Consider the following 21,390-nt stretch of genomic DNA (forward strand, 5'->3'; position numbering starts at 1 on the left):
CGGTTACGAGGGCGCTGCCTCATTCCTCCAGGGGGAGCGGATGCTGTGGGCGTACCGGCGCGGTCGACCAGCTATCCAGTGCGACCGCGCCGGGCGGAGTGCCCCGGCATTTGAGTACACGGATGTTCAGCTGCTGACCGCTGCTCTCGCCTAGTGCGAGCCGGAGCGCCGCCGGTGAACGTTCGGTGGCGGCGGTCGAATCGCGAAACAGCATGCCCACGCTGTCGCCGGATTCAGCGGCCAGCTGGAGACGACGCAGGCTGCGGTCGTCGCAATGGCTCGGCCAGGCCATGACCGCCGCGCAGGTGCCGCTTCTCAGTGCCTGTTCGACGGACCACAGTGCCTGTGGTCCGTCGTTTGGATGGATAACCAGCAGACGTGACAGGTCGATGCCCTGAGCCGCCAGTGCGGGGGCATAGGGCACGAAAGGCGGCGCGATCATGGCGATCCAGCGGCCGCTCCGCGATAGCCGGGCAAGGGCTGGCATGACCAGCCGCAGTTCGCCGACGCCATGGGCCTCGTACAGGATCTCCGTGAGTGCACTACCGGGGAAACCACCGCCAGGCAGTGCCCGGTCCAGTGCTGCAAAGCCGCTGGGGACATGATCCCGCGCCGGAGAAGACGGACCGCGGTGCGGTGTATTGGCGCGCCAGATACCGGGCTGGTCGAGCAGCTCGTGGATGGCTTCTTTCATGATGAACCTCCTGTGGATTCAGGCTTAGAGCCCGGAACGGATCACACCCACACCGATTCCCTCGATGACCAGTTCGTCCTGGCGCAGATCGAGTTCTATGGGGGTGAATTCGGGGTTTTCCGGGAGTAACTGGACGTGATGGCCGGTCCGGGAAAAGCGCTTGACCGTCACTTCGTCCTGAATGCGGGCGACGACGATCTGGCCGTCACGAACCTCGGTGGTGGAATGAACCGCGAGCAGGTCACCATCGAGGATGCCGGCGTCGCGCATGCTCATGCCGCGAACCCGGAGCAGATAGTCCGCGCCCGGAGAGAACAGTCCGTCACTGACCCGGTAATGATGATCGATGTGGGCTTCCGCGAGCAGCGGGCTGCCGGCGGCCACCCGACCGATGACCGGTAGCCCCTCCGCTTCTCTACCCTCGATGTCATCGCTCGAGGCCGACACCTGCTGACGTAACCGGATGCCGCGCGAGGCACCGGGCTGGAGGGTGATGAAGCCTTTGCGGGCGAGGGCTCGAAGGTGCTGTTCAGCGGCGTTGGCCGAACGGAACCCGAGCTCTGCCGAAATCTCGTTACGTGTGGGCGGGTAGCCGGTACGCTCCAGAAAACGCTGGATAAACTGGAGGATCTGGTCCTGACGGGGAGTGAGCGCGTTCATGGTTTGCTGCCGATCAGTCTTCGATTAGCTGTTAATCTATACAGTACTGTATGGATGTTCAATACCTACAGGCGATAGAATTCTGTCCATGGTGAAAGTGAGTGATAATTCGACCGTCGGTCGTCCCGGTGATCAGTCCGTCATGGACTGGCTGGAAGCCATGCCCCGGCAGCCCGGAGCGGAGGCGCGCGAGCGTCTCTCGAATGCCTGGGACTATGCCGCCGCGCATTACGGCGAAGATGTTCGGACCACCGGGGACCGCCGCTTCGATCATGCCGTTGCGGTTGCCGATATCCTGAGCGGCCTCGAGCTTGATGCCGATTCGATCATTGCCGGTCTCCTGCATGACCTGCCTGCCTGCGGCGGACCTGATCTGGCCGCCATTCGGGCACGGATGGGCGACACGGTTGCGAGTCTGGTGGAGGGCTGCCTGCGCATGGGGCAGGTCAGCCGCCTGCACATGGCCGGTGCCACGGAGAATGAAAGCAAGCGGGCCGAGGCGCTGCGCAAGATGCTGCTGGCGATGGCCCGCGACATTCGCGTGGTGTTCCTGGTGCTGGCGGAGCGCCTGGATGACATGCGTGTTCTTGGCGTCCTGCCGGAGGCTGACCGGCAGCGAATGGCCCGGGAAACCCTCGATCTGCATGCCCCGCTGGGGAATCGGCTGGGGATCTGGCAGATCAAATGGGAGCTCGAGGATCTGTCATTCCGCTACCTGGAGCCGGAGAACTACCGGCGGATTGCCGGGTTGCTGGCCGAGCGGCGTGTCGATCGCGAGCGTTTCATCGAGGCGATGAAAGCCCGTATTGAAACGCATCTTGCCGAGGCGGGCCTGAGTGCCGAGGTCACCGGTCGGCCCAAGCACATCTACAGCATCTGGCGGAAAATGCAGCGCAAGGGGCTGGGTTTTGATGAGCTGTTCGATCTGCGTGCCGTGCGCGTCCTGGTGGACAGTGTCCCGGCCTGCTATACCGCGCTGGGGATCGTCCACAGCCTCTGGCAGCCGATCCCGCGCGAGTTCGACGACTACATCGCAACCCCCAAGGAGAATAACTACCGCTCGCTGCATACCGCCGTGGTGGGCGATGGTGGTCGCTCTGTCGAGGTCCAGATCCGTACCCGCGAGATGCATGATCAGGCGGAACTGGGGATTGCCGCGCACTGGCGCTACAAGGAGGGGCGCAGTGAGGATCCCGATTTCGATGCGCGGGTGGCCTGGCTGCGCCGGCTGCTCGAATCGGCATCGGACAGCGATAGCGACGGCGATCTGATCGACCGCTTCCGTGCCGAAATCTTCGAAGACCGGGTCTACGTGATCACGCCCAAGGGGGATGTCGTTGATCTGCCGCAGGGGACGACCCCACTGGATTTCGCCTACACCATCCATAGCGACATCGGACACCACTGTCGTGGTGCGCGGGTGAACGGCCGGATGGTCACGCTGACACAGCCCCTGCAGAACGGTGATCAGGTGCAGATCCTCACCGCCCGGCACGCCCGTCCCAGCCGCGACTGGCTCAACCCGGCGCTGGGGTATCTGAATTCGCCCCGGTCGCGGGCGAAGGTGCGCGCCTGGTTCCGTCAGCAGGATCAGGACAAGACCGCGCAGCTCGGCCGTGAGCTGCTCGACCGCGAGCTGCATCGGCTGGGTCTGGCCGACGTCAACCTCGAGACACTCGCAGCACGCTCGCGTTTTCGGCGGCTGCCGGAATTCCTTGCAGCGATCGGGCGGGGCGACATCACGGGTGGACAGATCGCCAGCCTGCTGCGCGACCGCCTGCTGCCGCCAGAGCCGGAAACCGACGAGCAGCTGTTACGTCGTCGCAGCGGTAAGGCCTCGACCCCGACCGCACCGGAGGACGATGTCACCATCTATGGCGTCGGTAATCTCATGACTCGCATGGCTCGCTGCTGTCAGCCGACGCCGGGCGACACCATCCTCGGTTTCATTACCCGCAGCGAGGGCGTGGCGATTCACCGTACCGACTGTCCGAATATCCGCCGGCTGCAGGAAACCGCTCCGGAGCGGCTGATCGAGGTCAGCTGGAGTCGGGGTTCAGGGCGGGCCTACCCGGTAGACATCGTGGTGGAGGCGTATGACCGGCCGGGGCTCATCCGCGATATCTCTTCGCTACTGAATAATGACGGTATCAATGTCACGGCGGTGAACACCCGGACCGACCCCGATGACCAGGTTGCGCGCATGGTCATGACCGTCGAAGTGGCCGATGTCGATCAGTTGAGCCGTGTCATGCAGCGAATGGTCGGTCTGCGCAACATTCGTGATGTCCACCGTGCGGTCTGATTTCTGGCTGCCGGCAGCCATCGTCATGGCCCTGCCGGGCCTGGCGATGGCATCCACTGAGCCGAGCTGCGGCGCCTCGGGTTCGACATCGCTGGCGGATGTCCGTGGCCTCGACGGGCCCGCCGTCGCCGAGGGGCGACAGATCGAGGTGGAGGCCGTCGTGAGCGGCCGCTTCCCGGGCGATCAGGGGCTCAATGGCTTCTACCTTGCAGCGGACTCCCCGGCGGCGGGGCTGTTTGTCTACGCCCCGGATCTGACGCCGGCAACAACGCCGGGGCGTAACGAGCGCTGGCGGATTCGAGCCCACAGTGGTCGCTACCGGGGAGATGTTCAGCTCGAGCGCATTGTGTCGATGGTTTACTGCGGGCCGGAGACGGTGACGCCCGCTGCATTCGAACCCGATGACGATGCGGCCTATGAACGCCTGCACGATCGACTCGTGCGCATTGACGGACCGCTGAGCGTCGCCGAGGTCTACGATCTGGGGCGCTACGGCACCCTGCGGCTGGCACGGGGCGAGCGGTCCTTCCATCCGAACAATGGCGTCGGCGGCGGCGAGCGACTGGATCTGCTCGTGGACGATGGCAGCTATCAACGTGATCCGCGCCCCGTTCCCCATACCGATAACGGTGTTCGACGCGCGGGGGATCGCGTTGAATCGGTAACCGGGATCCTTGCCCGGGCTTTCGGGCGCTGGCGAATCCACCCGACTCGACCGCCCACCTTCCGCGCCGCGAATCCCCGCCCGAGTCCTCCACCGGGCGGGGAGGGGATTCGCGCGGTGCAGCTCAACCTGCATAACTACTTTACCGATCGCAGTGGTCGAGGGGCCCGAACCGAGGCGGCGTTCCAGCATCAGCGGGAACGTCTGCGCCGTTTCGTGCGCGCCCTTGACCCGGATCTCATCGCGCTCCACGAGATCGAGAACAATCCGGCGACGATGGATGATCTGACGGGTCTGTTGAATGACGGCCTGCAGGTGTCCGAGGCGTATCAGGCGGCGGTCCGGGGCCGCAGCGATGCGGTCATTCGCAGCGCGCTGCTCTATCGCCCCGTCCGGCTGTCCCGGGTCGATGGGGCGCACCAGGTCGATCCTGTTCATCCGCGGGATCCGATCCAGGCGCGCTTCCGCACCGCGAGCGGAATCGGCTTTCGCGTTGCGGTTGCCCATTTCAAGTCCCGCGGCGGCTGTCCCGACCACGGTGATATCGACCGCGGGGAGGGCTGCTGGGCCGAGCGCCGACAGGCCCAGAGCGAGGCCATGCTCGACTGGCTGGAGGATACCGGCGAACCGAAAGCCGCGGATCAGCCGCCGCTACTGGTGATGGCCGACTTCAATGCCTATCCGCAGGAAGAGGCCCTGTCCCGCTGGACGTCAGCGGGCTACACGGATCTGCTGGCCCGCTATGTGAAGCCGATGGCACGCTACACTTACAACTATCACGGGCGGGCAGGCTACCTTGATCATGCGCTGGCGAATCCGGCCCTGCTCGAGCACGTCGCCGATGTGGAGCTCTGGTCGATCAATGCCGATGAACCGGCCTACTTGAGGCGCGAGGGAAAGGGATACTGGCGACTATCTGACCACGACCCCGTCATCGTCGATATGTTCGCGCCGGCACCCTGAGTGGACAGGGCGACATCGCCATGCTGCACTGCTAACCTTGTCACACAAACGTCATGGCCCGGGGATGCTGCATGGATGAGGCCGCGATCGAGCTGCGCGGGATTTACAAGCGCTTTGGTGATCTGGAGGTCATCAAGGGGATTGATCTCACCGCCCGGCGCGGAGAAGTCGTGGCGCTGATCGGCACCAGTGGTTCGGGCAAGAGCACGCTGCTGCGTTGCGTCAACCTCCTCGAGCAACCCGATGCCGGCGAGATCGTTTTCAACGGCGAGACCCTCGATCTTCGTCCCGGACGTGATGGCACGCTCTGTCCAGCGAGTAATGATCAGATCACCCGTGTTCGGGCGGGCATCGGATTCGTGTTCCAGAACTTCAATCTATGGCCACACATGAATGTCCTCGAGAACGTGATCGAGGCGCCCGTGCATGTGTTGGGAATATCCCGGCAACAGGCCGTTTCGGAGGCGGAGGTCCTGCTCGAGAAAGTCGGCCTGGGCAACAAGAAAACCGCCTACCCGGCCTTCCTCTCCGGCGGTCAGCAACAGCGCGCCGCCATTGCCCGGACGCTGGCCATGAAACCCGCCGTCATCCTGTTCGACGAGCCCACCTCGGCGCTCGATCCGGAGCTGGTCGGCGAGGTCCTCGGCGTGATTCGCCAGCTGGCGGAAGAGGGCCGGACCATGCTCATCGTGACTCACGAAATGCGCTTTGCCCGTGATGTCGCCCACCGCGTTATTTTCCTCGACGCCGGTCGCATCGAGGAGGAGGGGCCGCCCTCCGAGGTATTCGAAAGTCCCCGATCGGAGCGCTGTCGCGCATTCCTTGCCACCCATCTGTCGGAATCAAAAGGAGTGACATTGTCATGATCCGTCCAATACTCGGTCTGCTGCTGGGCAGCTTCCTCGCCTTCCCCGTGTTTGCTCAGGACACCCTCCGGATTGCCACCGAGGGGGCCTATCCACCCTTCAACGTCATCGACTCCTCGGGCGAGCTGAAGGGTTTTGACGTCGACATCGCCAACGCCCTGTGCGCGGAAATGGGCGCCGACTGCGAACTCGTCACCCAGTCGTGGGACGGGATTATCCCGGGCCTGATTGCCGGTCGGTACGACGCCATCATCGCGTCCATGTCGATTACCCCCGAGCGCCAGGAGGCGGTCACCTTCAGCGAGCCTTACTACTCCAACAAGCTGCAGTTCATCGCGCCGAAAGAGAGCGATTTCGGTCCCGGCGATGCCGCCGATGCCGTGATCGGTGCCCAGCGCGCCACGATCGCCGCCCAGTGGCTCGAGGATAACGTCCCCGAGGCCGAACGCCGCGTCTATGACACCCAGGAGAACGCCTACCTCGATCTGGAAAGCGGTCGACTGGATGCCGTACTCGCCGACGTCTATGTCAGTTATGAGTGGCTGGAAAGCGACGAAGGCGCTGCCTACGAGTTCAAGGGCGATCCCGTCTACGATGACGACAAGATCGCCGTTGCCGTGCGCAAGGGTAATGACGAGCTGGCCGAGCGGTTCAGCGATGCAATCGAGGCCATCCGGGCCGACGGGACGTATCAGGCGATCAACGCCGACTACTTCCCCTTCGATATCTACTGATCCGACAGGCGTCTGCGCATGGATCTTCAGGGGTTTGGCGCGCAGCTCGCCTCCGGAACGTGGATCACGGTGCAGCTTGCCATCGTCAGCATGGTCTGCGCCGTGGTTCTGGGTCTGCTCGGGGCCGGCGCGAAAACCGCCGGTCCCGCCCCGCTGAGGTGGCTGGGTACCCTCTACACCGGGACGGTGCGCGGGCTCCCGGAACTGCTGGTCATCCTCCTGGTGTACTTCGGCGCGGCCAATATCATCAACCAGGTCGCCAACGCCTTCGGCTACAGCGATTACATTGCGCTTTCGCCATTCATGGCGGGCGTGATCGCGCTGGCATTCAATTACGGCGCGTATATGACCGAAGTCTTTCGTGGTGCGCTGGCGACGATACCTTCCGGGCATCGTGAGGCGGGGCTCGCACTCGGAATGGGCCGGGCGCGGATTTTCCGCCGCATCGTCCTGCCCCAGGTCTGGCGGGTGGCGCTGCCGGCAAGCGGCAATATTTTCCTGTCTCTGCTCAAGGACACTGCCCTGGTGTCGGTGATCGGCCTCCAGGATCTCATGCGCGAGACCTCCATTGCGGTCGGCTACAGCAAGGCGCCGTTCACCTTCTACGTCGCTGCCGCGTTCATTTATCTCGGTTTAACCGCCGTGGCGTCGCTGGGTATTCACTGGCTTGAACGGCGAACCACTCACGGCATGCGGACGCTGACCGAATGAACTGGTCGGTGATGATCGAGAGTCTTCCCGCGCTCGCGGAAGGCGCATTGCTGACGCTCGAACTGGTGGCGGTTTCCGGTGTGCTGGGTTTCATGTTGGCGGTCCCCGTCGCCATGGCCCGCGTCTCGGATCGATGGTGGATACGTCTGCTGCCGATGGCGCATATCTACTTTTTCCGCGGGACGCCATTGCTCGTGCAGATCTACCTCGTCTACTACGGGACCGGGCAGTTCGAGGCGATCCGCTCATCCATCCTCTGGCCCTATCTCAGTCAGGCCTACTGGTGTGCGATTATCGCTTTCACGCTGAATACGTCCGCCTACACCGCTGAAATCCTCAGGGGCGCCATACAGGCCGTTCCCCGGGGCGAGGTGGAGGCGGCCAGGGCGGTTGGCATGGGGTCTGCACTTATCTGGCGCCGCATCCGACTGCCCCGCGCGTTTCGTATCGCACTGCCGGCCTACAGCAACGAGGTCATCCTCATGCTCAAGGGCAGTGCGCTCGCCAGTACCATTACGCTCATGGATCTGACCGGAGTCGCGCGAACGATCATCGCGCGGACTTATACTCCCATGGAGCTGTTCCTCGCGGCCGGACTGGTCTACGGGGTGCTGACCGTCATCATCCTGAGCGGTTTTCGATTGCTTGAGCGGCGCCTGAACCGCCATCTGCAGCCGCACTGAATGCATTGACGGCCTGTTGGCCGGTCCATGGCAAATCCACGGCATTGCCCGCGGTGGCATCCAGCAAACCGCGGCGTCGAGGGTCAATCACCCATTCCAGCCGGGTAGCGAAAATCCGGAAACCCGCTCGCTGATAGAAACCGAGCGCCGCTTCGGAGTCTTCACTGCAGGTATGCAGCCAGACCCGCCGTGCGCCCAGCGCATGGGCACCGGCCAGTGCGCTATTGATTAGGCGCTGTCCCAGGCCGCGACCGCGCGCTGCGGAGATGAGGCCGCAGTGCAGGATCTCGGCCTCGGCCGGTGATCGGGCGATCAACTCGCAAAAGCCCGCCAGTCTGTGTCCTTCATCGATGCGCCAGCAGCGCTGACGGGGGTCCATGAGGTCGCGCTCGATGCGATCCCGCCCCATGGCCAGTCGGTCAGACCACAGCCAGGGCGCACCGACGCGGTGATAAGCGTCGAGGTAATCGTCGATACCCGGGAACCATGGGTCGGCCTGATCGGCCGAATATTCAGCTGGGTCAACCATTCGTTCCAGGAAAACGACGCGGGAGCTGTAACCGAATCGATCGGATCGATGGCGGCGCTGGAACGGGTCAAGCCGGTGCTGTTTGATCATGGGCGGCATAATAACCCGAACGGCATGAGGGATTGTTGACACGACAGCGCAGCAAGCTGATAACTTGCCGGTATTCACGCGATCTAAACAGATAAAATGGAGTCACTGATGTCGACATTATCCCTTGGTAACTGGACGCGACGTACGTTCCTGACGCTCGCCGTATCGGCGGCTGGCGTAGCGGGGATCGCTGCGGCCCAGAACACCGATGGTCCCTCCGCGCAGCGCCAGGAGCTGCAGTCGCTCCAGGAGTCCCTGGCGTCGATTCGTGAAGAGGCCATCAACGAAAACCCCAACCTGGGTGACCGTCAGGAGTCTCTCGAGGATCGGATGATGTCGCGGATGCGTGATCAGGGCGTCAATCCGCGGGAGGACGTCAAACGGCTTCAGGACATCGCTCGCCAGCTCCGTGGCGGCGACGTGGCCGAGGAAGAGCGGGCGACTCTGATGGAGGAGTACCAGAGCAAGCGTCAGTCGCTGCTTGAAGCCCGCCGGACCGCCATGCAGGACAGCGGTATCCAGGAAGATCAGGCCCAGTTGCAGGATGACATCGTCAGTGCGATGAGCGATATCGACGGTGAAGTGCCCGATATGATCGAGCGCTTCCAGGACCTGCGTTCCGAGGTCCAGGGCCAGCGGCGCTCCGGTTCCGCGGGTGGCGCCGGTAACGGTGCTGGCGCGCAGTAGCGGTATCGAGGGCGAACGGAGATGGAACTCACGCTGGGAACGCCGTCCCTGTTGTTTCCGGCGGTATCCCTTCTGCTGCTCGCTTACACGAATCGATTCCTGGCGCTGGCGTCGCTAATCCGTGACCTGCAGGCCAGGTATTCATCGACCCAGCGTCGCAGCCTGCTGGAGCAGATTGACAACCTTCGGCGCCGGGTTCGGCTCATCCAGTACATGCAGGCCGCCGGCGTTGGTAGTCTGCTGGCCTGCGTCATCAGCATGTTTCTGTTGTTCGGCGGCTTTATACCCGTAGCCCGCTGGCTGTTCGGGCTCAGCCTGATCCTGATGATGGCCTCCCTGACCCTTTCTGTTCGCGAGATCTGGATCTCCGTCAACGCCATCAATATCCAGCTCGCCGAACTGGAGTCGGAAAAGTGAGGCCTTCGCTGGGCGTGGTGGTGCCCCACGATGATCCGCGCCAGTCGTTGCGGGTGCGCCGCTTTTTGCTGGCAGCGACCGTCTACACGCTCGCGGTGGCACTCATGGGATTTTATGTCCGCCAGGGGCTGCTCGCGGTGTCCGAGTGGCATTTTCTGAGCCTGGTCGTGCTGACCGTCAACGCCGGACTTTACGCGTTGCTGCGTAGTGGCCGTAACGAGCGCTTCGCCGATCCCAGCCTGACCGGCCTGCAGATGTTCATGGTCTGCCTGCTCATGGGCGTCACGATGTATCTGCTCGACGGCGGACGGGGCGGGCTGCTGCTGCTGTTCCTCGTGCTGTTGATGTTTGGTGTGCTGCGGCTTAACGCACGGCAGTTCACCGCCCTCGGCGGATTCGCGCTGTTCTGCTATGCCGTGGCACTGGGAGCGGTCTGGCATCAGCGCCCGGATGCGTTCGATGCCCAGGTCGAGCTGCTGCATCTGGCGGCGCTGAGCACGCTGGTCCCCTGCGGAGGCTTTTTCGCCAGTCATGTCAGTCAGCTGCGGCGGTTGCTGCGTGACCGCCAGATCGACCTCCAGCGGGCCCGCGAGGAGGCCCATGATCTGAAGGTGCTCGATCCGCTGACCGGGATCAGCAACCGCAGCGCGATCATTGCCTTCCTCGACCAGGAGTGTCAGCGCGCGGAGCGGCTCGGGCAACCGCTGGCGGTGATATTCATGGATCTGATTCACTTCAAACGCATTAACCGCGAGTACAGCCATGCCATCGGGGATGAAATCCTCCGCGAAGTGGCACGACGACTCCGCGGTTGCGTGAGGGACATAGACGGACTGGGCCGCTATGGCGGGGAGGAATTCCTCATCGTGCTCCCTGATGCAACGGAGGAAGAGGCGAGCCGGGTGGCCGAAAAGCTGCGCACCTCCGTCGAGAGCCGACGCTTTGCACCATTACCGGCGCGACAGCGCATGCGCTGCGTAGTGGGGATCAGCTCGTACCAGTCATCGGATACCGATATCTGGCAGGCCATCGAGCGAGCCCGTATTGATACGGAATCCGCATAGGGCGTTAAGGGGACTATTGATGGCGGATGACCAACCGGGAGCGATCGACTCGGCCAGCGAGGCGGATGAGGTCGCCGCTGTTGATCTTGGTTCGAACAGCTTTCACATGATCATTGCCCGACCGGAGGAATCGGGACTGCGCACTCATGATCGGCTGCGTGAATCGGTCCGACTCGCCGCCGGCCTGAATGACGACAAACAGTTATCCGCCGAGGCGCGCGAGCGGGCGCTTGCCTGCCTGGAGCGTTTCGGCCAGCGCGTGCGTACCCTGCCTCAGGGGGCGGTCCGCGCCGTGGGCACCAACACCCTGCGCCAGTCCCGCAACGCGCGGGAATTCCTCCGCGAGGCCGAGAGCGCGCTGGGGCATCCGATTCAGATCGTCTCCGGCTATGAAGAGGCGCGGCTGATCTACCTGGGTGTCGCGCACAGCATTGCCGATGATGACGACCGTCGGCTGGTGATGGATATCGGCGGGGGCAGTACCGAGTTCATTATCGGCGAGCACTTCGTTCCGCGTGAGATGGAGAGCCTGCATATGGGCTGCGTGAGCACCACACGGCGGTTTTTCTCCGACGGCGGCATCACCGACAAGCGCCTGCGGAATGCCGAGATCGCCGCGCGTCGCGAGCTCGAGCCAATCTCCGATCGCTACCGCCGACTGGGCTGGGATCGGGTCATTGGCGCCTCGGGTACGATTCGTGCGATCGAGCGCTGCCTTCGCGAGAACGGCTGGACCTCGAGCGGGATCGATCTTCGCGGTCTGGAGAAGCTGCGTCGCGCGCTGGTGAAGGCCGGGAATATCAAGCGACTCAAACTCAATGGCGTCGGCGCTGCCCGTGCCGAGGTGCTGCCCGGCGGGCTTGCGGTTCTGCTGGGGGCTTTCCGGCAACTGGGCCTGGAGCACATGGAGGCCGCCGACGGGGCGCTTCGGGAGGGATTGCTGCTTGATCTGATCGGGCGGATCCGGCATGCCGACGTTCGTACGGAGAGCATTGATGCGATGGCGGAGCGCTATCACGTCGATATCGATCAGGCCCGCCGGGTGGCCCGATCCGCGGAGTACCTTCGAAGCCAGGTAGCAAACGACTGGGAACTGAATACCCTGACGGCGAGGGACACGCTCAACTGGGCCGCCTGGATCCACGAGATCGGCCTTGATCTCTCCCATAGCCAGTATCACAAGCATGGCGAGTACATTGTTCGTCATAGTGATCTGGGCGGTTTTACGCGCGAGGAGCAACAGGTGTTGGCGACCCTGGTTCGCGCTCATCGGCGCAAATTCCCGCGTAATGTGTTCCGTGAGCTCCCGGAGGACTGGCAGCAATCGTCAACCCGGCTTGCCGTCTTGCTGCGCCTGTCCGTCGGGCTCTATCGGGCGCGCAGTGACGAGCCGTTACCGCCGCTGTCCCTCAGTGCCTCGGGCCGCAGTCTCACGATGGGTTTCCCGGCGGGTTGGCTGGAGGACAACCCGTTGGTAGAGGCCGATCTCAATGAAGAAGCCGGCTATCTCGAGGCGGCCGGGTTTCAGCTGCAGATCGTCGAGGACTGATCAGTTGCCCTCGCCGTAGCCCTCTAGCAGGGCATGCTGCGCATTGACGACCTCCTCATCGTCACCGGGCGTCAGCCGCTCGTAATGCCCATTCGAATCCAGCACCCAGGCCTGGGTATTGTCCGCCAGATAGGTTTGCAGATCGGCTAATACCCGATCCCGCAGCTCGGTATCGAGTACGGGGAAAGCGGCCTCGACACGGCGGAAGAAATTCCGCTCCATCCAGTCGGCGGAGCTGCAGAAAAGCTCCGGGTCGCCATTATTCGCAAAGTAGAACACCCGGGTGTGCTCGAGGAACCGACCGATAATCGAGCGCACGCGAATGGTCTCGCTCACACCCTCGACGCCGGGTCGCAGGCAGCACATACCGCGCACGATCAGATCGATTTCAACGCCAGCCTGCGAGGCGGCGTACAGAGCCCGGATGACTTTCGGCTCGACCAGGGCATTCACCTTGACGATGATCCGCCCGGGACGTCCGGCCTCGGCGTGGGCCTGCTCGCGGGCGATTTTGTCGAGCATGCCCGGGTGCAGCGTGAACGGTGACTCCAGCAGGTGATTCAGCGCCGAGACCTTGCCGAGGCTGGTGAGCTGCAGAAAGACGCGATGGACGTCCTCACCGATGGCGGTGCGGGTGGTCATCAGGCCGTAGTCGGTGTACAGCCGCGCGGTGCGGGAGTGATAGTTGCCGGTGCCCAGATGCACGTAGTGCTGGAGGCGGCGCCCCTCGCGACGGACGATCAGCATCATCTTGGCGTGGGTCTTGTGGCCCACCACCCCGTAGACGACGTGCGCGCCGGCTTCCTGTAACCGGTTCGCCAGACCGATATTCGCCGCCTCGTCAAAACGGGCGCGCAGTTCGACGACGACGGTCACCTCCTTGCCGGCGCGAGCCGCCGTAACCAGGTGATCGACCACGGCGGAGTCGGGCCCGGTCCGGTAGAGGGTCTGCTTGATCGCCAGCACCTCCGGATCCTGCGCCGCCTGGCGGAGCAGTTCGATGACCGGTGCGAATGATTCGAAGGGGTGGTGGAGCAGGACATCGCGCCGACGCATGACCTTGAAGATATCCCCGCTATAGCCGAGTTCGCCTGGCAGTCCCGGTGTGAATCCGGGGTATTTCAGATCGGGGCGATCGACCAGATCGCAGACGGCGAGCAGGCGGCTGAGATTGACCGGGCCGTTGACCTGGTAGAGCGCCTCGGGCTCGAGCTCGAATTCCTCGAGCAGAAAGTTGGCCATATGTTCGGGGCAGTTCACCGCCACCTCGAGCCGAACCGCATCGCCATACCGCCGCGAGGGTAGCTCGCCTTCCATCGCCCGGAGCAGATCGTCGATCTCCTCCTCGTCGACGTAGAGATCGGAGTTGCGGGTGACACGAAACTGGTAGCAGCCGGTTGTCTTCATGCCCGGGAAAAGGTCGGTGACATGGGCATGAATGATCGATGACAGGAACACGAAATCACAGGCGCCCCCGCCATCCAGCTCGGACGGCAACTGGATAATGCGCGGCAGCGCCCGGGGGGCCTGAACCACCGCCATGCCACTGCTACGCCCGAAAGCATCCTTGCCCTCCAGCGAGACAATGAAGTTGAGACTCTTGTTGAGTACCTGCGGGAAGGGGTGGGCCGGATCCAGCCCCAGCGGACTCAGGATGGGCAGCAACTCCGTCTCGAAATAGGCACGGATCCAGTCCTGCTGTTCGCGTGTCCATTCATTGCGGCGTAGAAAGCGGATGCCCGCCTCGGCCAGTGCCGGCGTGACCTCGTCGTTGAGAAGCCGGTACTGCTCGTCCACCAGTGCATGGGTGCGCTCGCTGATCTCCCGCAGGACCTGCTGGGGCGTCCGGTTGTCCGGCCCGGACTGCCCGACGCCCATTTCCCGGGCCTGTCGCAGTCCGGCCACCCGGATCTCGAAGAACTCGTCGAGGTTGGAGCTGGCAATGCACAGGAATTTCAGTCGCTCGAGCAGCGGATTCGACAGGTCGGCGGCCTGCGCCATGACGCGTTCATTGAATGCCAGCAGGCTGAGCTGGCGGTTGAGGTAGAGGGCGGGTTGGTGGAGGTTGTCGGCTTGCATCGTGTCCCTGTCCTTTGAATCGACGCCCAAGCATAGACCAGATTGGTTGCCGTGAGGTTACGGTGGCACCCGGCGCGGATCAGGTGACGCGGTTGTAGCCGTTGAGCGCGGCAACCCGGTAACCCTCCGCCATGGTCGGGTAGTTGAACGTCGTATTCAGGAAGTAGCGCAGTGTATTGTTGGGTGCGGGCTGCGCCATGATCGCCTGTCCGATGTGCACGATCTCGGCGGCCTGATCGCCGAAACAGTGAATGCCGAGCAGCTCCAGCGTATCGGTGTGGAATAGCAGCTTGAGCATGCCCATGGTCTGACCGGAGATCTGCGCCCGTGCCAGGTCCTTGAAGAACGCATGCCCGATCTCGTAGGGCACCTGGGCGTCCGTGAGCTCGCGCTCGGTGCGGCCCACGGAACTGATTTCGGGGATCGTATAGATGCCGGTCGGGACGTCGTGAGCGAGTCGATAGTCGCACTGCCCGTCGAGCATATGCGTTGCCGCGTACCGGCCCTGATCATAGGCGGCGCTGGCAAGGCTCGGATAGCCGATGACATCGCCGATCGCATAGACATGCGGTTGCGCGGTCTGGAAGCTGTCGTTGACCCGGACCTGGCCGCGGCCGTTGGGCTGTATGCCGATGGCCTCCAGGCCCATTCCGTCGGTGTTGCCGCTGCGCCCGTTGGCCCAGAGCAGGAGATCGCCTCGCACCCGTTTGCCGGACTGCAGCGCCAGGGTCACGCCGTCATCGTCGCCCTGGATGGACTGATACTGCTCGCGGTGACGGAGGATCACGCCGTGCTCGCGAAGATGATACGAGATCGCGTCGGATATCTCGTCGTCGAGGAATTCGAGCATCCGCTCCCGCGTGTTGATGAGGTCTACCTTGACGCCCAGGCCGCGAAAGATCGACGCGTATTCGCTGCCGATGACGCCCGCTCCATAAATGATCACGCTACGCGGCGTGTGCTCGAGCGACAGTATCTGATCGCTGTCATGGATCCGCGGATGGGTGAAATCCACGTCCACCGGTCGATACGGACGTGAGCCGGTGGCAATCAGGAAATGCCCGGCGGTCAGCCTTTGAGTCCGACCATCACCCCCGGTCAGTGCCAGTGTATGTTCATCCTCGAAGCGGGCGGCGCCGGTGAGAACGGGAACGTCATTGCGCTGGTAGAATCCGCTCCTCATGCCGACCTGCTGGTCGATGACATTGCGGGCATGATTGAGCATCGTCTGAAAGGACAAATGACGCGGCTCCCCCGCCTCCCGGAATAGCGGCGAGCTATTGTATTCCATGAGCCGGCGAACATTGTGGCGCAATGACTTCGACGGGATGGTGCCCCAGTGGGTGCAGCCGCCACCCACTTCACGCAGACGCTCCACCATCGCCACGCGCTGGCCGCCCTTGGCGAGTTGCATCGCCGCGCCTTCGCCGGCGGGGCCGCTGCCGAGGACGAGTGTGTCGTAGTGCGAGTCATTCATGGGGTTCATCCCTCAGTCGTTCTGCTTTATTTTAGCTGCACGACATTAAAGAACAAAATTCACATGAATCATGACGGGGATGAGTCAATGACGGAGCGTGTTCAAAAAGCGGGGCTGCAGGTGGCGAAGCCACTCCATGACCTTATCAGCCAGTCGGCCATTGTCGGCACCGGCGTCGACGAGGCGCATTTCTGGGAGGGTCTGGCCACGCTGGTCAGTGAGCTTGGTCCGCGCAACCGCGCCCTGCTGGCCCAGCGCGACACGCTTCAGGCGCGCATCGACGAGTGGCACCGTCAGCATCCGGGGCAATACGCCGACAGGGCCTATCGGGATTTCCTCGAGGAGATCGGCTACCTGCAGCCACCGGCGGATGAGGTCGAGGTAATCACGGCCCATGTGGATGCCGAAATCGCCGAGACTGCCGGTCCGCAGCTGGTCGTCCCGCTCAACAACGCACGCTACGCGCTGAACGCCGCCAACGCGCGCTGGGGGAGTCTCTACGATGCCCTCTATGGCACCGACGTGATCCCGGATAATGAAGGTATCGAGCGCGGTAATGCCTTCAACCCGGAGCGCGCCCGCCATGTAGTGGCCTGGGCGACGGCGTTTCTGGACGCCAATTTCCCGCTGGCGGCCGGCAGCCATGGCGATGTCACTGCCTACCACATCGCCGCCGGCGATGCCGGACACACTCTGCGCGTGACCATTGGCGAAGGTGGCGAAACCGGGCTTGCAGATCCGGCCCAGTGGGTCGGTTTTGCCGGCGAGGCATCGGCACCGACCGCCGTTCTATTGCGCCGCCACGGCCTCCATGTCGAAATCAGCATCGATCCATCCGATCCCATCGGTCGAACCCATCCGGCAGGCGTTCGTGACCTGGTCATGGAATCGGCTGTTACCTCCATCCAGGACTGCGAGGACTCCGTTGCCGCCGTGGACGGCGAGGACAAGGCACTCGTCTATGCCAACTGGCTGGGCCTGATGCGCGGCGATCTCGAGGAGCGTTTCTACAAGCAGGGGCGGGAGGTAATCCGCACCCTCAATCCGGACCGGGACTACACGGGTGCCGATGGCGAGCCGCTCAGCCTCCAGGGGCGGAGCTTGATGCTGGTGCGCAACGTCGGCCATCTGATGACCACACCGGCGGTACTCGACGCCGACGGCAACGAGATCCCCGAAGGCATTCTCGATGCCCTGTGCACGTCGCTGATCGCCATGCACGACCTCCAGCGTGAGGGCGGCAACAGCCGGGCCGGGAGCGTGTACATCGTCAAGCCCAAGATGCACGGCCCGGATGAGGTGGCCCTCACGGTGGCGCTGTTTGCCCATGTCGAGCAGATCCTCGGGCTCGCCGAGAATACCCTCAAGATCGGCGTCATGGACGAAGAGCGGCGGACCACGCTCAACCTCAAGCGCTGCATCCACGAGGCCCGGGAGCGCCTGATCTTCATCAACACCGGGTTCCTCGACCGCACGGGGGACGAGATTCACACGAGCATGGAGGCCGGTCCGATGATCCGGAAGGCCGCCATGAAACAGTCACGCTGGCTTAACGCCTACGAGGACTGGAACGTCGATACCGGGCTCGCCTGCGGGCTGCAGGACCATGCCCAGATCGGCAAGGGCATGTGGCCCATGCCGGACCGGATGGCCGACATGCTCGGCGCCAAGATCGGCCATCCGCGGGCCGGTGCCAACTGCGCGTGGGTGCCGTCACCCACGGCGGCCACGCTGCATGCAACGCATTATCACCAGGTCGACGTGCGGGCGCGGCAGGCCGAACTCGCCGGGCAGTCGCGGGCCGATATCGATGACCTGCTGACAATCCCGGTCGCCACTGATACCGACTGGAGCGAGGCGGAGATCACCGCGGAGCTCGACAACAACTGCCAGGGGATCCTCGGCTACGTGGTGCGCTGGATCGATCACGGCGTGGGCTGCTCGAAGGTGCCGGATATCAATGACATCGGCCTGATGGAGGATCGCGCGACACTGCGCATCGCCAGTCAGCATATCGCCAACTGGCTCTATCACGGGATCGTGACCGAGGCGCAGGTCATGGAGACGATGAAGCGGATGGCGGCGGTCGTGGATCGTCAGAACGCCGATGATCCGACCTATACGCCGATGGGTCCGGCGTTCCACGGGACGGCCTTTGTGGCGGCCTGTGATCTGGTGTTCAAGGGTCGGGAACAGCCGAGCGGCTATACCGAGCCATTGCTGCATGCCCATCGCCTGGCTCTGAAGGGCAGCACGGCAGCCTGATCACGCCGCGCGTCACGTCGATCACGCGCATCATTCGCGCATAAAAAACCCGGCCATTCGGCCGGGTTTTTCGTATCACACCCTTGAACGGGCGTTACGCCGCCTGGTGGCTGCGCTGGGCCAGGTCCCGCAGGACATAGTGGAGGATGCCGCCGTTGCGGAAGTAGCTCCACTCGGTGGATGTGTCGATCCTCACCATCGCCTGGAAGCTCTTCACCTCGCCATCCGGTGTCACCGCGCGGACCGTTACCGTGGAAGGCTGGGTATCGAGGCTGCCAATGCTGAAGGTCTCCTCACCGGTGAGGCCGAGGCTTTCGGCATTCTCACCCTCGGCGAACTGGAGCGGGACAACACCGAAGCCGACCAGGTTGGAGCGGTGGATGCGCTCGTAGCTCTCGGCCAGGACGAATCGAACGCCCAGCAGCGCGGTTCCCTTGGCGGCCCAGTCCCGGCTCGATCCGGTGCCATACTCCTTGCCGGCCAGTACCATCAGCGGTGTCGACTCCTCCTTGTAGCGCATGGCGGCGTCGTAGATGGAGGTCTGTTCGCCGGTGGGGAAGTAGGTTGTCCAGCTCCCCTTGGTCCCGGGTGCAAGCTCGTTTTTAAGCCGCACGTTGGCGAACGTCCCGCGCATCATGACCTCGTGGTTTCCGCGCCGCGAGCCGTAGCTGTTGAAGTCCTGCGGTAGGATGCCAAGTGACCGCAGATACTCGCCCGCCGGGCTGTCGGCCTTGATGGCGCCCGCCGGCGAGATGTGGTCGGTGGTAATGGAGTCGCCGACCTTGACCAGACAGCGGGCCTGCCGGATCTCGGAAATATCGCCGGGCTCCATATCCATACCCTCGAAGTAGGGTGGATTACGGACATAGCTCGAATCCGGCCACTCGTAGTTCTCGCCCTCCGGCGCCGGGAGCTCCCGCCAGGTCTGCGATCCATCGAACACGCTCGCGTACTGATCGCGGTACATCTTGGAGTTGATGTGCTCCTCGATGATGTCGGAGATCTCCTTCTGACTCGGCCAGATATCCTTCAGATAAACCGGATTGCCATCGCGATCGACATCAATCGGTTCGCTGGAAATATCCTTCGCGACGCTGCCGGCGAGGGCATAGGCGACCACCAGCGGCGGCGATGCCAGGTAGTTGGCGGGCACATCCGGATGGATGCGGCCTTCAAAGTTGCGGTTACCAGAGAGTACGCCGGCGACGTTGAGCTCTCCGTCACGGATGGCGTCGCTTACCGGCTCCGGCAGCGGACCGGAGTTACCGATACAGGTCGTGCAGCCAAACCCGACGACATCAAAGCCGAGCGCCTGGAGCGGCTCCATCAGGCCGGCCGCCCCCAGATAGGCGGGGACCACCTGTGACCCGGGGGCAAACGAGGTCTTCACCCAGGGCTTGCTGGTCAGACCCCGCTCGTGGGCCTTTTTCGCGACCAGGCCCGCAGCGACCAGTACCGCGGGGTTCGAGGTGTTGGTGCAGGAGGTGATCGCGGCGATGACCACATCGCCATGCTTGAGCATGAACTCCTGATCCGCGTAGTTCACCTTGACTGCGCCCTTTTCATGCCACAGCTCGTGACCGGCCGCAGTGGCGCCGCCTTCGCCCTCGAACCGGGCCTCCTCGTCGTCCGGCATGGCGCCGCGGGAGGTGAGTTCCTCCTCGAGATACTCGAGGAAGGCCGGTTTCGCGTGAGTGAGCGGGATACGATCCTGGGGCCGTCGCGGTCCGGCGATGCTGGCCTCGACCTCGCCCAGGTCGAGCTCGACCACATCGCTGTACTCAGCTTCGCGGCAACCGGTCTCGCGCCACATGCCCTGCTCGCGGGCATAGGCCTCGACCAGGTCGATGGTCTCTTCATCACGCCCCGAGACCCGGAGGTACTCGATGGTTTCGCTGTCCACCGGGAAAATCGCACAGGTCGCGCCGTACTCGGGAGACATATTGCCAATGGTCGCGCGGTCGGCCAGCGGCAGATTGTCGAGGCCGTCGCCGAAGAATTCGACGAACTTACCAACAACCCCCTTCTTGCGGAGTTTTTCGGTGACCGTCAGGACCAGGTCCGTGGCGGTCGCACCCTCGCGCAGCTCACCACTCAGTCGAAAGCCGACAACCTCGGGGACGAGCATGGTGATCGGCTGACCGAGCATGGCTGCCTCGGCCTCAATGCCACCGACGCCCCAGCCCAGAACGCCGAGACCATTCACCATCGTAGTGTGGGAGTCGGTGCCCACCAGCGTATCCGGATAGGCCAGGGTGCCGGTCTCGGTCTCCTTGGTGAATACCGTCTTGGCGAGATATTCGAGATTGACCTGATGGACGATGCCTGTCCCCGGCGGCACGACCCGGAAGTTGGAGAACGCCTTCTGGCCCCAGCGAAGGAACTTGTAACGCTCCTCGTTGCGCTTGAATTCGATCTTGCTGTTCAGATCGAGCGCGTCGCTGGTACCGAAATGATCCACCATGACCGAATGATCGATGACCAGGTCCGCCGGTTCGAGCGGATTGATCAGATTCGGATCGCCGCCCAGACGTTTCATCGCATCGCGCATGGCGGCCAGATCGACCACCGCCGGCACCCCGGTAAAATCCTGGAGCAACACCCGCGCCGGCATGAACGCGACCTGTCCGCCCGGGCCGCCGTTCGGATCCCATTCGCAGATCGCCCTGATCTGCTCCGGACCGACATTCTGGCCATCTTCCTTGCGCAGCTGGTTTTCGAGCAGGACCTTCAGCGAGAACGGCAGCCGATCGATGTCGTACTGGTCCTTGAGGGCATCGAGTCGGTAGATCTCGTACTGCTTACCCTTGACGTCCAGTGTTCCGCGGGCATTGTAGCTATTGGTCATGACTTCCTCCCGGAATCGGCGTGCGCACCATGCACGACCGTTGTATTAGGTCTATCGACCCGTCTGAGTTCTTCATTTTACATGACGCGACACCACAAGGGCATG

Annotated in this window: 17 protein-coding genes; 11 read left to right on the top strand and 6 right to left on the bottom strand. The window is 63.4% G+C overall.

The window, feature by feature from the left end; all coding sequences use genetic code 11:
* Positions 1-19 precede the first annotated feature (19 nt).
* Together imuA and lexA are read right to left on the bottom strand one after the other, a co-directional pair.
* Positions 20-694 (bottom strand): translesion DNA synthesis-associated protein ImuA, encoded by a 675-nt coding sequence (gene imuA / locus EV698_RS01615; protein WP_130502430.1) that lies wholly within the window; start codon positions 692-694, stop codon positions 20-22.
* Between the two features lie 24 nt (positions 695-718).
* The gene (gene lexA / locus EV698_RS01620; RefSeq protein WP_130502431.1) at positions 719-1,354 is read right to left on the bottom strand and encodes a transcriptional repressor LexA; all 636 of its coding nucleotides are present in this window, start codon (positions 1,352-1,354) and stop codon (positions 719-721) included.
* Positions 1,355-1,442: 88 nt separating this feature from the next.
* Between lexA and relA the strand changes: the two genes are divergently transcribed.
* From relA to EV698_RS01650, 6 genes are all read left to right on the top strand, one after another.
* Positions 1,443-3,659, top strand: coding sequence for a GTP diphosphokinase (gene relA / locus EV698_RS01625; protein WP_130502432.1), 2,217 nt, complete (start codon positions 1,443-1,445; stop codon positions 3,657-3,659).
* Entirely contained in the window at positions 3,649-5,286 is a 1,638-nt protein-coding gene (locus EV698_RS01630; RefSeq protein WP_165385688.1) for an ExeM/NucH family extracellular endonuclease, read from the top strand. Before relA ends, EV698_RS01630 begins: the two co-directional genes overlap by 11 nt.
* A gap of 71 nt (positions 5,287-5,357) precedes the next feature.
* Positions 5,358-6,152, top strand: coding sequence for an ABC transporter ATP-binding protein (locus tag EV698_RS01635; protein WP_130502434.1), 795 nt, complete (start codon positions 5,358-5,360; stop codon positions 6,150-6,152).
* Complete coding sequence (locus EV698_RS01640) at positions 6,149-6,886, top strand: ABC transporter substrate-binding protein (protein ID WP_130502435.1); 738 nt, start codon at positions 6,149-6,151, stop codon at positions 6,884-6,886. The genes EV698_RS01635 and EV698_RS01640 overlap by 4 nt, the downstream gene beginning before the upstream one ends.
* An 18-nt stretch (positions 6,887-6,904) precedes the next feature.
* Positions 6,905-7,597 (top strand): ABC transporter permease, encoded by a 693-nt coding sequence (locus EV698_RS01645; RefSeq protein ID WP_130502436.1) that lies wholly within the window; start codon positions 6,905-6,907, stop codon positions 7,595-7,597.
* A complete protein-coding gene (locus EV698_RS01650) occupies positions 7,594-8,280 on the top strand; it encodes an ABC transporter permease (protein WP_130502437.1) in 687 nt (228 codons plus the stop codon). Before EV698_RS01645 ends, EV698_RS01650 begins: the two co-directional genes overlap by 4 nt.
* On the opposite strand, the gene EV698_RS01655 is transcribed toward EV698_RS01650, so the two are convergent.
* Positions 8,219-8,809 (bottom strand): GNAT family N-acetyltransferase, encoded by a 591-nt coding sequence (locus EV698_RS01655; RefSeq protein WP_165385689.1) that lies wholly within the window; start codon positions 8,807-8,809, stop codon positions 8,219-8,221. The two genes, EV698_RS01650 and EV698_RS01655, sit on opposite strands and share 62 nt — an antisense overlap.
* 198 nt (positions 8,810-9,007) lie before the next feature.
* Here EV698_RS01655 and EV698_RS01660 point away from each other — a divergent pair, with 198 nt between their 5' ends.
* From EV698_RS01660 to ppx, 4 genes are read left to right on the top strand one after another with little or no spacing between them, the layout of a single operon-like run.
* Positions 9,008-9,586 (top strand): hypothetical protein, encoded by a 579-nt coding sequence (locus tag EV698_RS01660; protein WP_130502439.1) that lies wholly within the window; start codon positions 9,008-9,010, stop codon positions 9,584-9,586.
* A gap of 21 nt (positions 9,587-9,607) precedes the next feature.
* Positions 9,608-10,003: a DUF2721 domain-containing protein gene (locus EV698_RS01665; RefSeq protein ID WP_130502440.1), complete on the top strand. Its 396-nt coding sequence runs from the start codon at positions 9,608-9,610 to the stop codon at positions 10,001-10,003.
* On the top strand, positions 10,000-11,067 hold the full coding sequence (locus EV698_RS01670; RefSeq protein WP_130502441.1) for a GGDEF domain-containing protein: 1,068 nt from the start codon (positions 10,000-10,002) through the stop codon (positions 11,065-11,067). Before EV698_RS01665 ends, EV698_RS01670 begins: the two co-directional genes overlap by 4 nt.
* Before the next feature lie 19 nt (positions 11,068-11,086).
* Positions 11,087-12,616: an exopolyphosphatase gene (gene ppx / locus EV698_RS01675; RefSeq protein WP_130502442.1), complete on the top strand. Its 1,530-nt coding sequence runs from the start codon at positions 11,087-11,089 to the stop codon at positions 12,614-12,616.
* Here the strand turns inward: ppx and ppk1 are convergent, their stop codons facing one another.
* On the bottom strand, positions 12,617-14,695 hold the full coding sequence (gene ppk1 / locus EV698_RS01680; protein ID WP_130502443.1) for a polyphosphate kinase 1: 2,079 nt from the start codon (positions 14,693-14,695) through the stop codon (positions 12,617-12,619). It lies immediately after the preceding gene.
* Positions 14,696-14,774: 79 nt separating this feature from the next.
* Positions 14,775-16,172, bottom strand: coding sequence for a Si-specific NAD(P)(+) transhydrogenase (gene sthA, locus EV698_RS01685; protein WP_130502444.1), 1,398 nt, complete (start codon positions 16,170-16,172; stop codon positions 14,775-14,777).
* Positions 16,173-16,259: 87 nt separating this feature from the next.
* On the opposite strand from sthA, the gene EV698_RS01690 reads away from it, so the two are divergent.
* Positions 16,260-18,437, top strand: coding sequence for a malate synthase G (locus EV698_RS01690; RefSeq protein WP_130502445.1), 2,178 nt, complete (start codon positions 16,260-16,262; stop codon positions 18,435-18,437).
* Positions 18,438-18,531: 94 nt separating this feature from the next.
* Here EV698_RS01690 and acnA read toward each other — a convergent pair whose 3' ends face one another.
* The gene (gene acnA, locus EV698_RS01695) at positions 18,532-21,285 is read right to left on the bottom strand and encodes an aconitate hydratase AcnA (RefSeq protein ID WP_130502446.1); all 2,754 of its coding nucleotides are present in this window, start codon (positions 21,283-21,285) and stop codon (positions 18,532-18,534) included.
* Between the last annotated feature and the right edge of the window lie 105 nt (positions 21,286-21,390).

Origin of the sequence: Spiribacter vilamensis, from assembly GCF_004217415.1 — a bacterium.
Classification (GTDB): Bacteria; Pseudomonadota; Gammaproteobacteria; order Nitrococcales; family Nitrococcaceae; genus Spiribacter; species Spiribacter vilamensis.

Bases quoted from the DNA above. Each gene is read 5' to 3' on its own strand.
- EV698_RS01635 (WP_130502434.1), top strand. From the start codon at position 5,358: ATGGATGAGGCCGCGATCGAGCTGCGCGGGATTTACAAGCGCTTTGGT.
- EV698_RS01645 (WP_130502436.1), top strand. From the start codon at position 6,905: ATGGATCTTCAGGGGTTTGGCGCGCAGCTCGCCTCCGGAACGTGGATC.
- EV698_RS01640 (WP_130502435.1), top strand. From the start codon at position 6,149: ATGATCCGTCCAATACTCGGTCTGCTGCTGGGCAGCTTCCTCGCCTTC.
- EV698_RS01650 (WP_130502437.1), top strand. From the start codon at position 7,594: ATGAACTGGTCGGTGATGATCGAGAGTCTTCCCGCGCTCGCGGAAGGC.
- EV698_RS01660 (WP_130502439.1), top strand. From the start codon at position 9,008: ATGTCGACATTATCCCTTGGTAACTGGACGCGACGTACGTTCCTGACG.
- sthA (WP_130502444.1), bottom strand. From the start codon at position 16,172: ATGAATGACTCGCACTACGACACACTCGTCCTCGGCAGCGGCCCCGCC.
- imuA (WP_130502430.1), bottom strand. From the start codon at position 694: ATGAAAGAAGCCATCCACGAGCTGCTCGACCAGCCCGGTATCTGGCGC.
- ppx (WP_130502442.1), top strand. From the start codon at position 11,087: ATGGCGGATGACCAACCGGGAGCGATCGACTCGGCCAGCGAGGCGGAT.
- acnA (WP_130502446.1), bottom strand. From the start codon at position 21,285: ATGACCAATAGCTACAATGCCCGCGGAACACTGGACGTCAAGGGTAAG.
- lexA (WP_130502431.1), bottom strand. From the start codon at position 1,354: ATGAACGCGCTCACTCCCCGTCAGGACCAGATCCTCCAGTTTATCCAG.
- EV698_RS01690 (WP_130502445.1), top strand. From the start codon at position 16,260: ATGACGGAGCGTGTTCAAAAAGCGGGGCTGCAGGTGGCGAAGCCACTC.
- EV698_RS01665 (WP_130502440.1), top strand. From the start codon at position 9,608: ATGGAACTCACGCTGGGAACGCCGTCCCTGTTGTTTCCGGCGGTATCC.
- ppk1 (WP_130502443.1), bottom strand. From the start codon at position 14,695: ATGCAAGCCGACAACCTCCACCAACCCGCCCTCTACCTCAACCGCCAG.
- EV698_RS01655 (WP_165385689.1), bottom strand. From the start codon at position 8,809: ATGGTTGACCCAGCTGAATATTCGGCCGATCAGGCCGACCCATGGTTC.
- relA (WP_130502432.1), top strand. From the start codon at position 1,443: ATGGTGAAAGTGAGTGATAATTCGACCGTCGGTCGTCCCGGTGATCAG.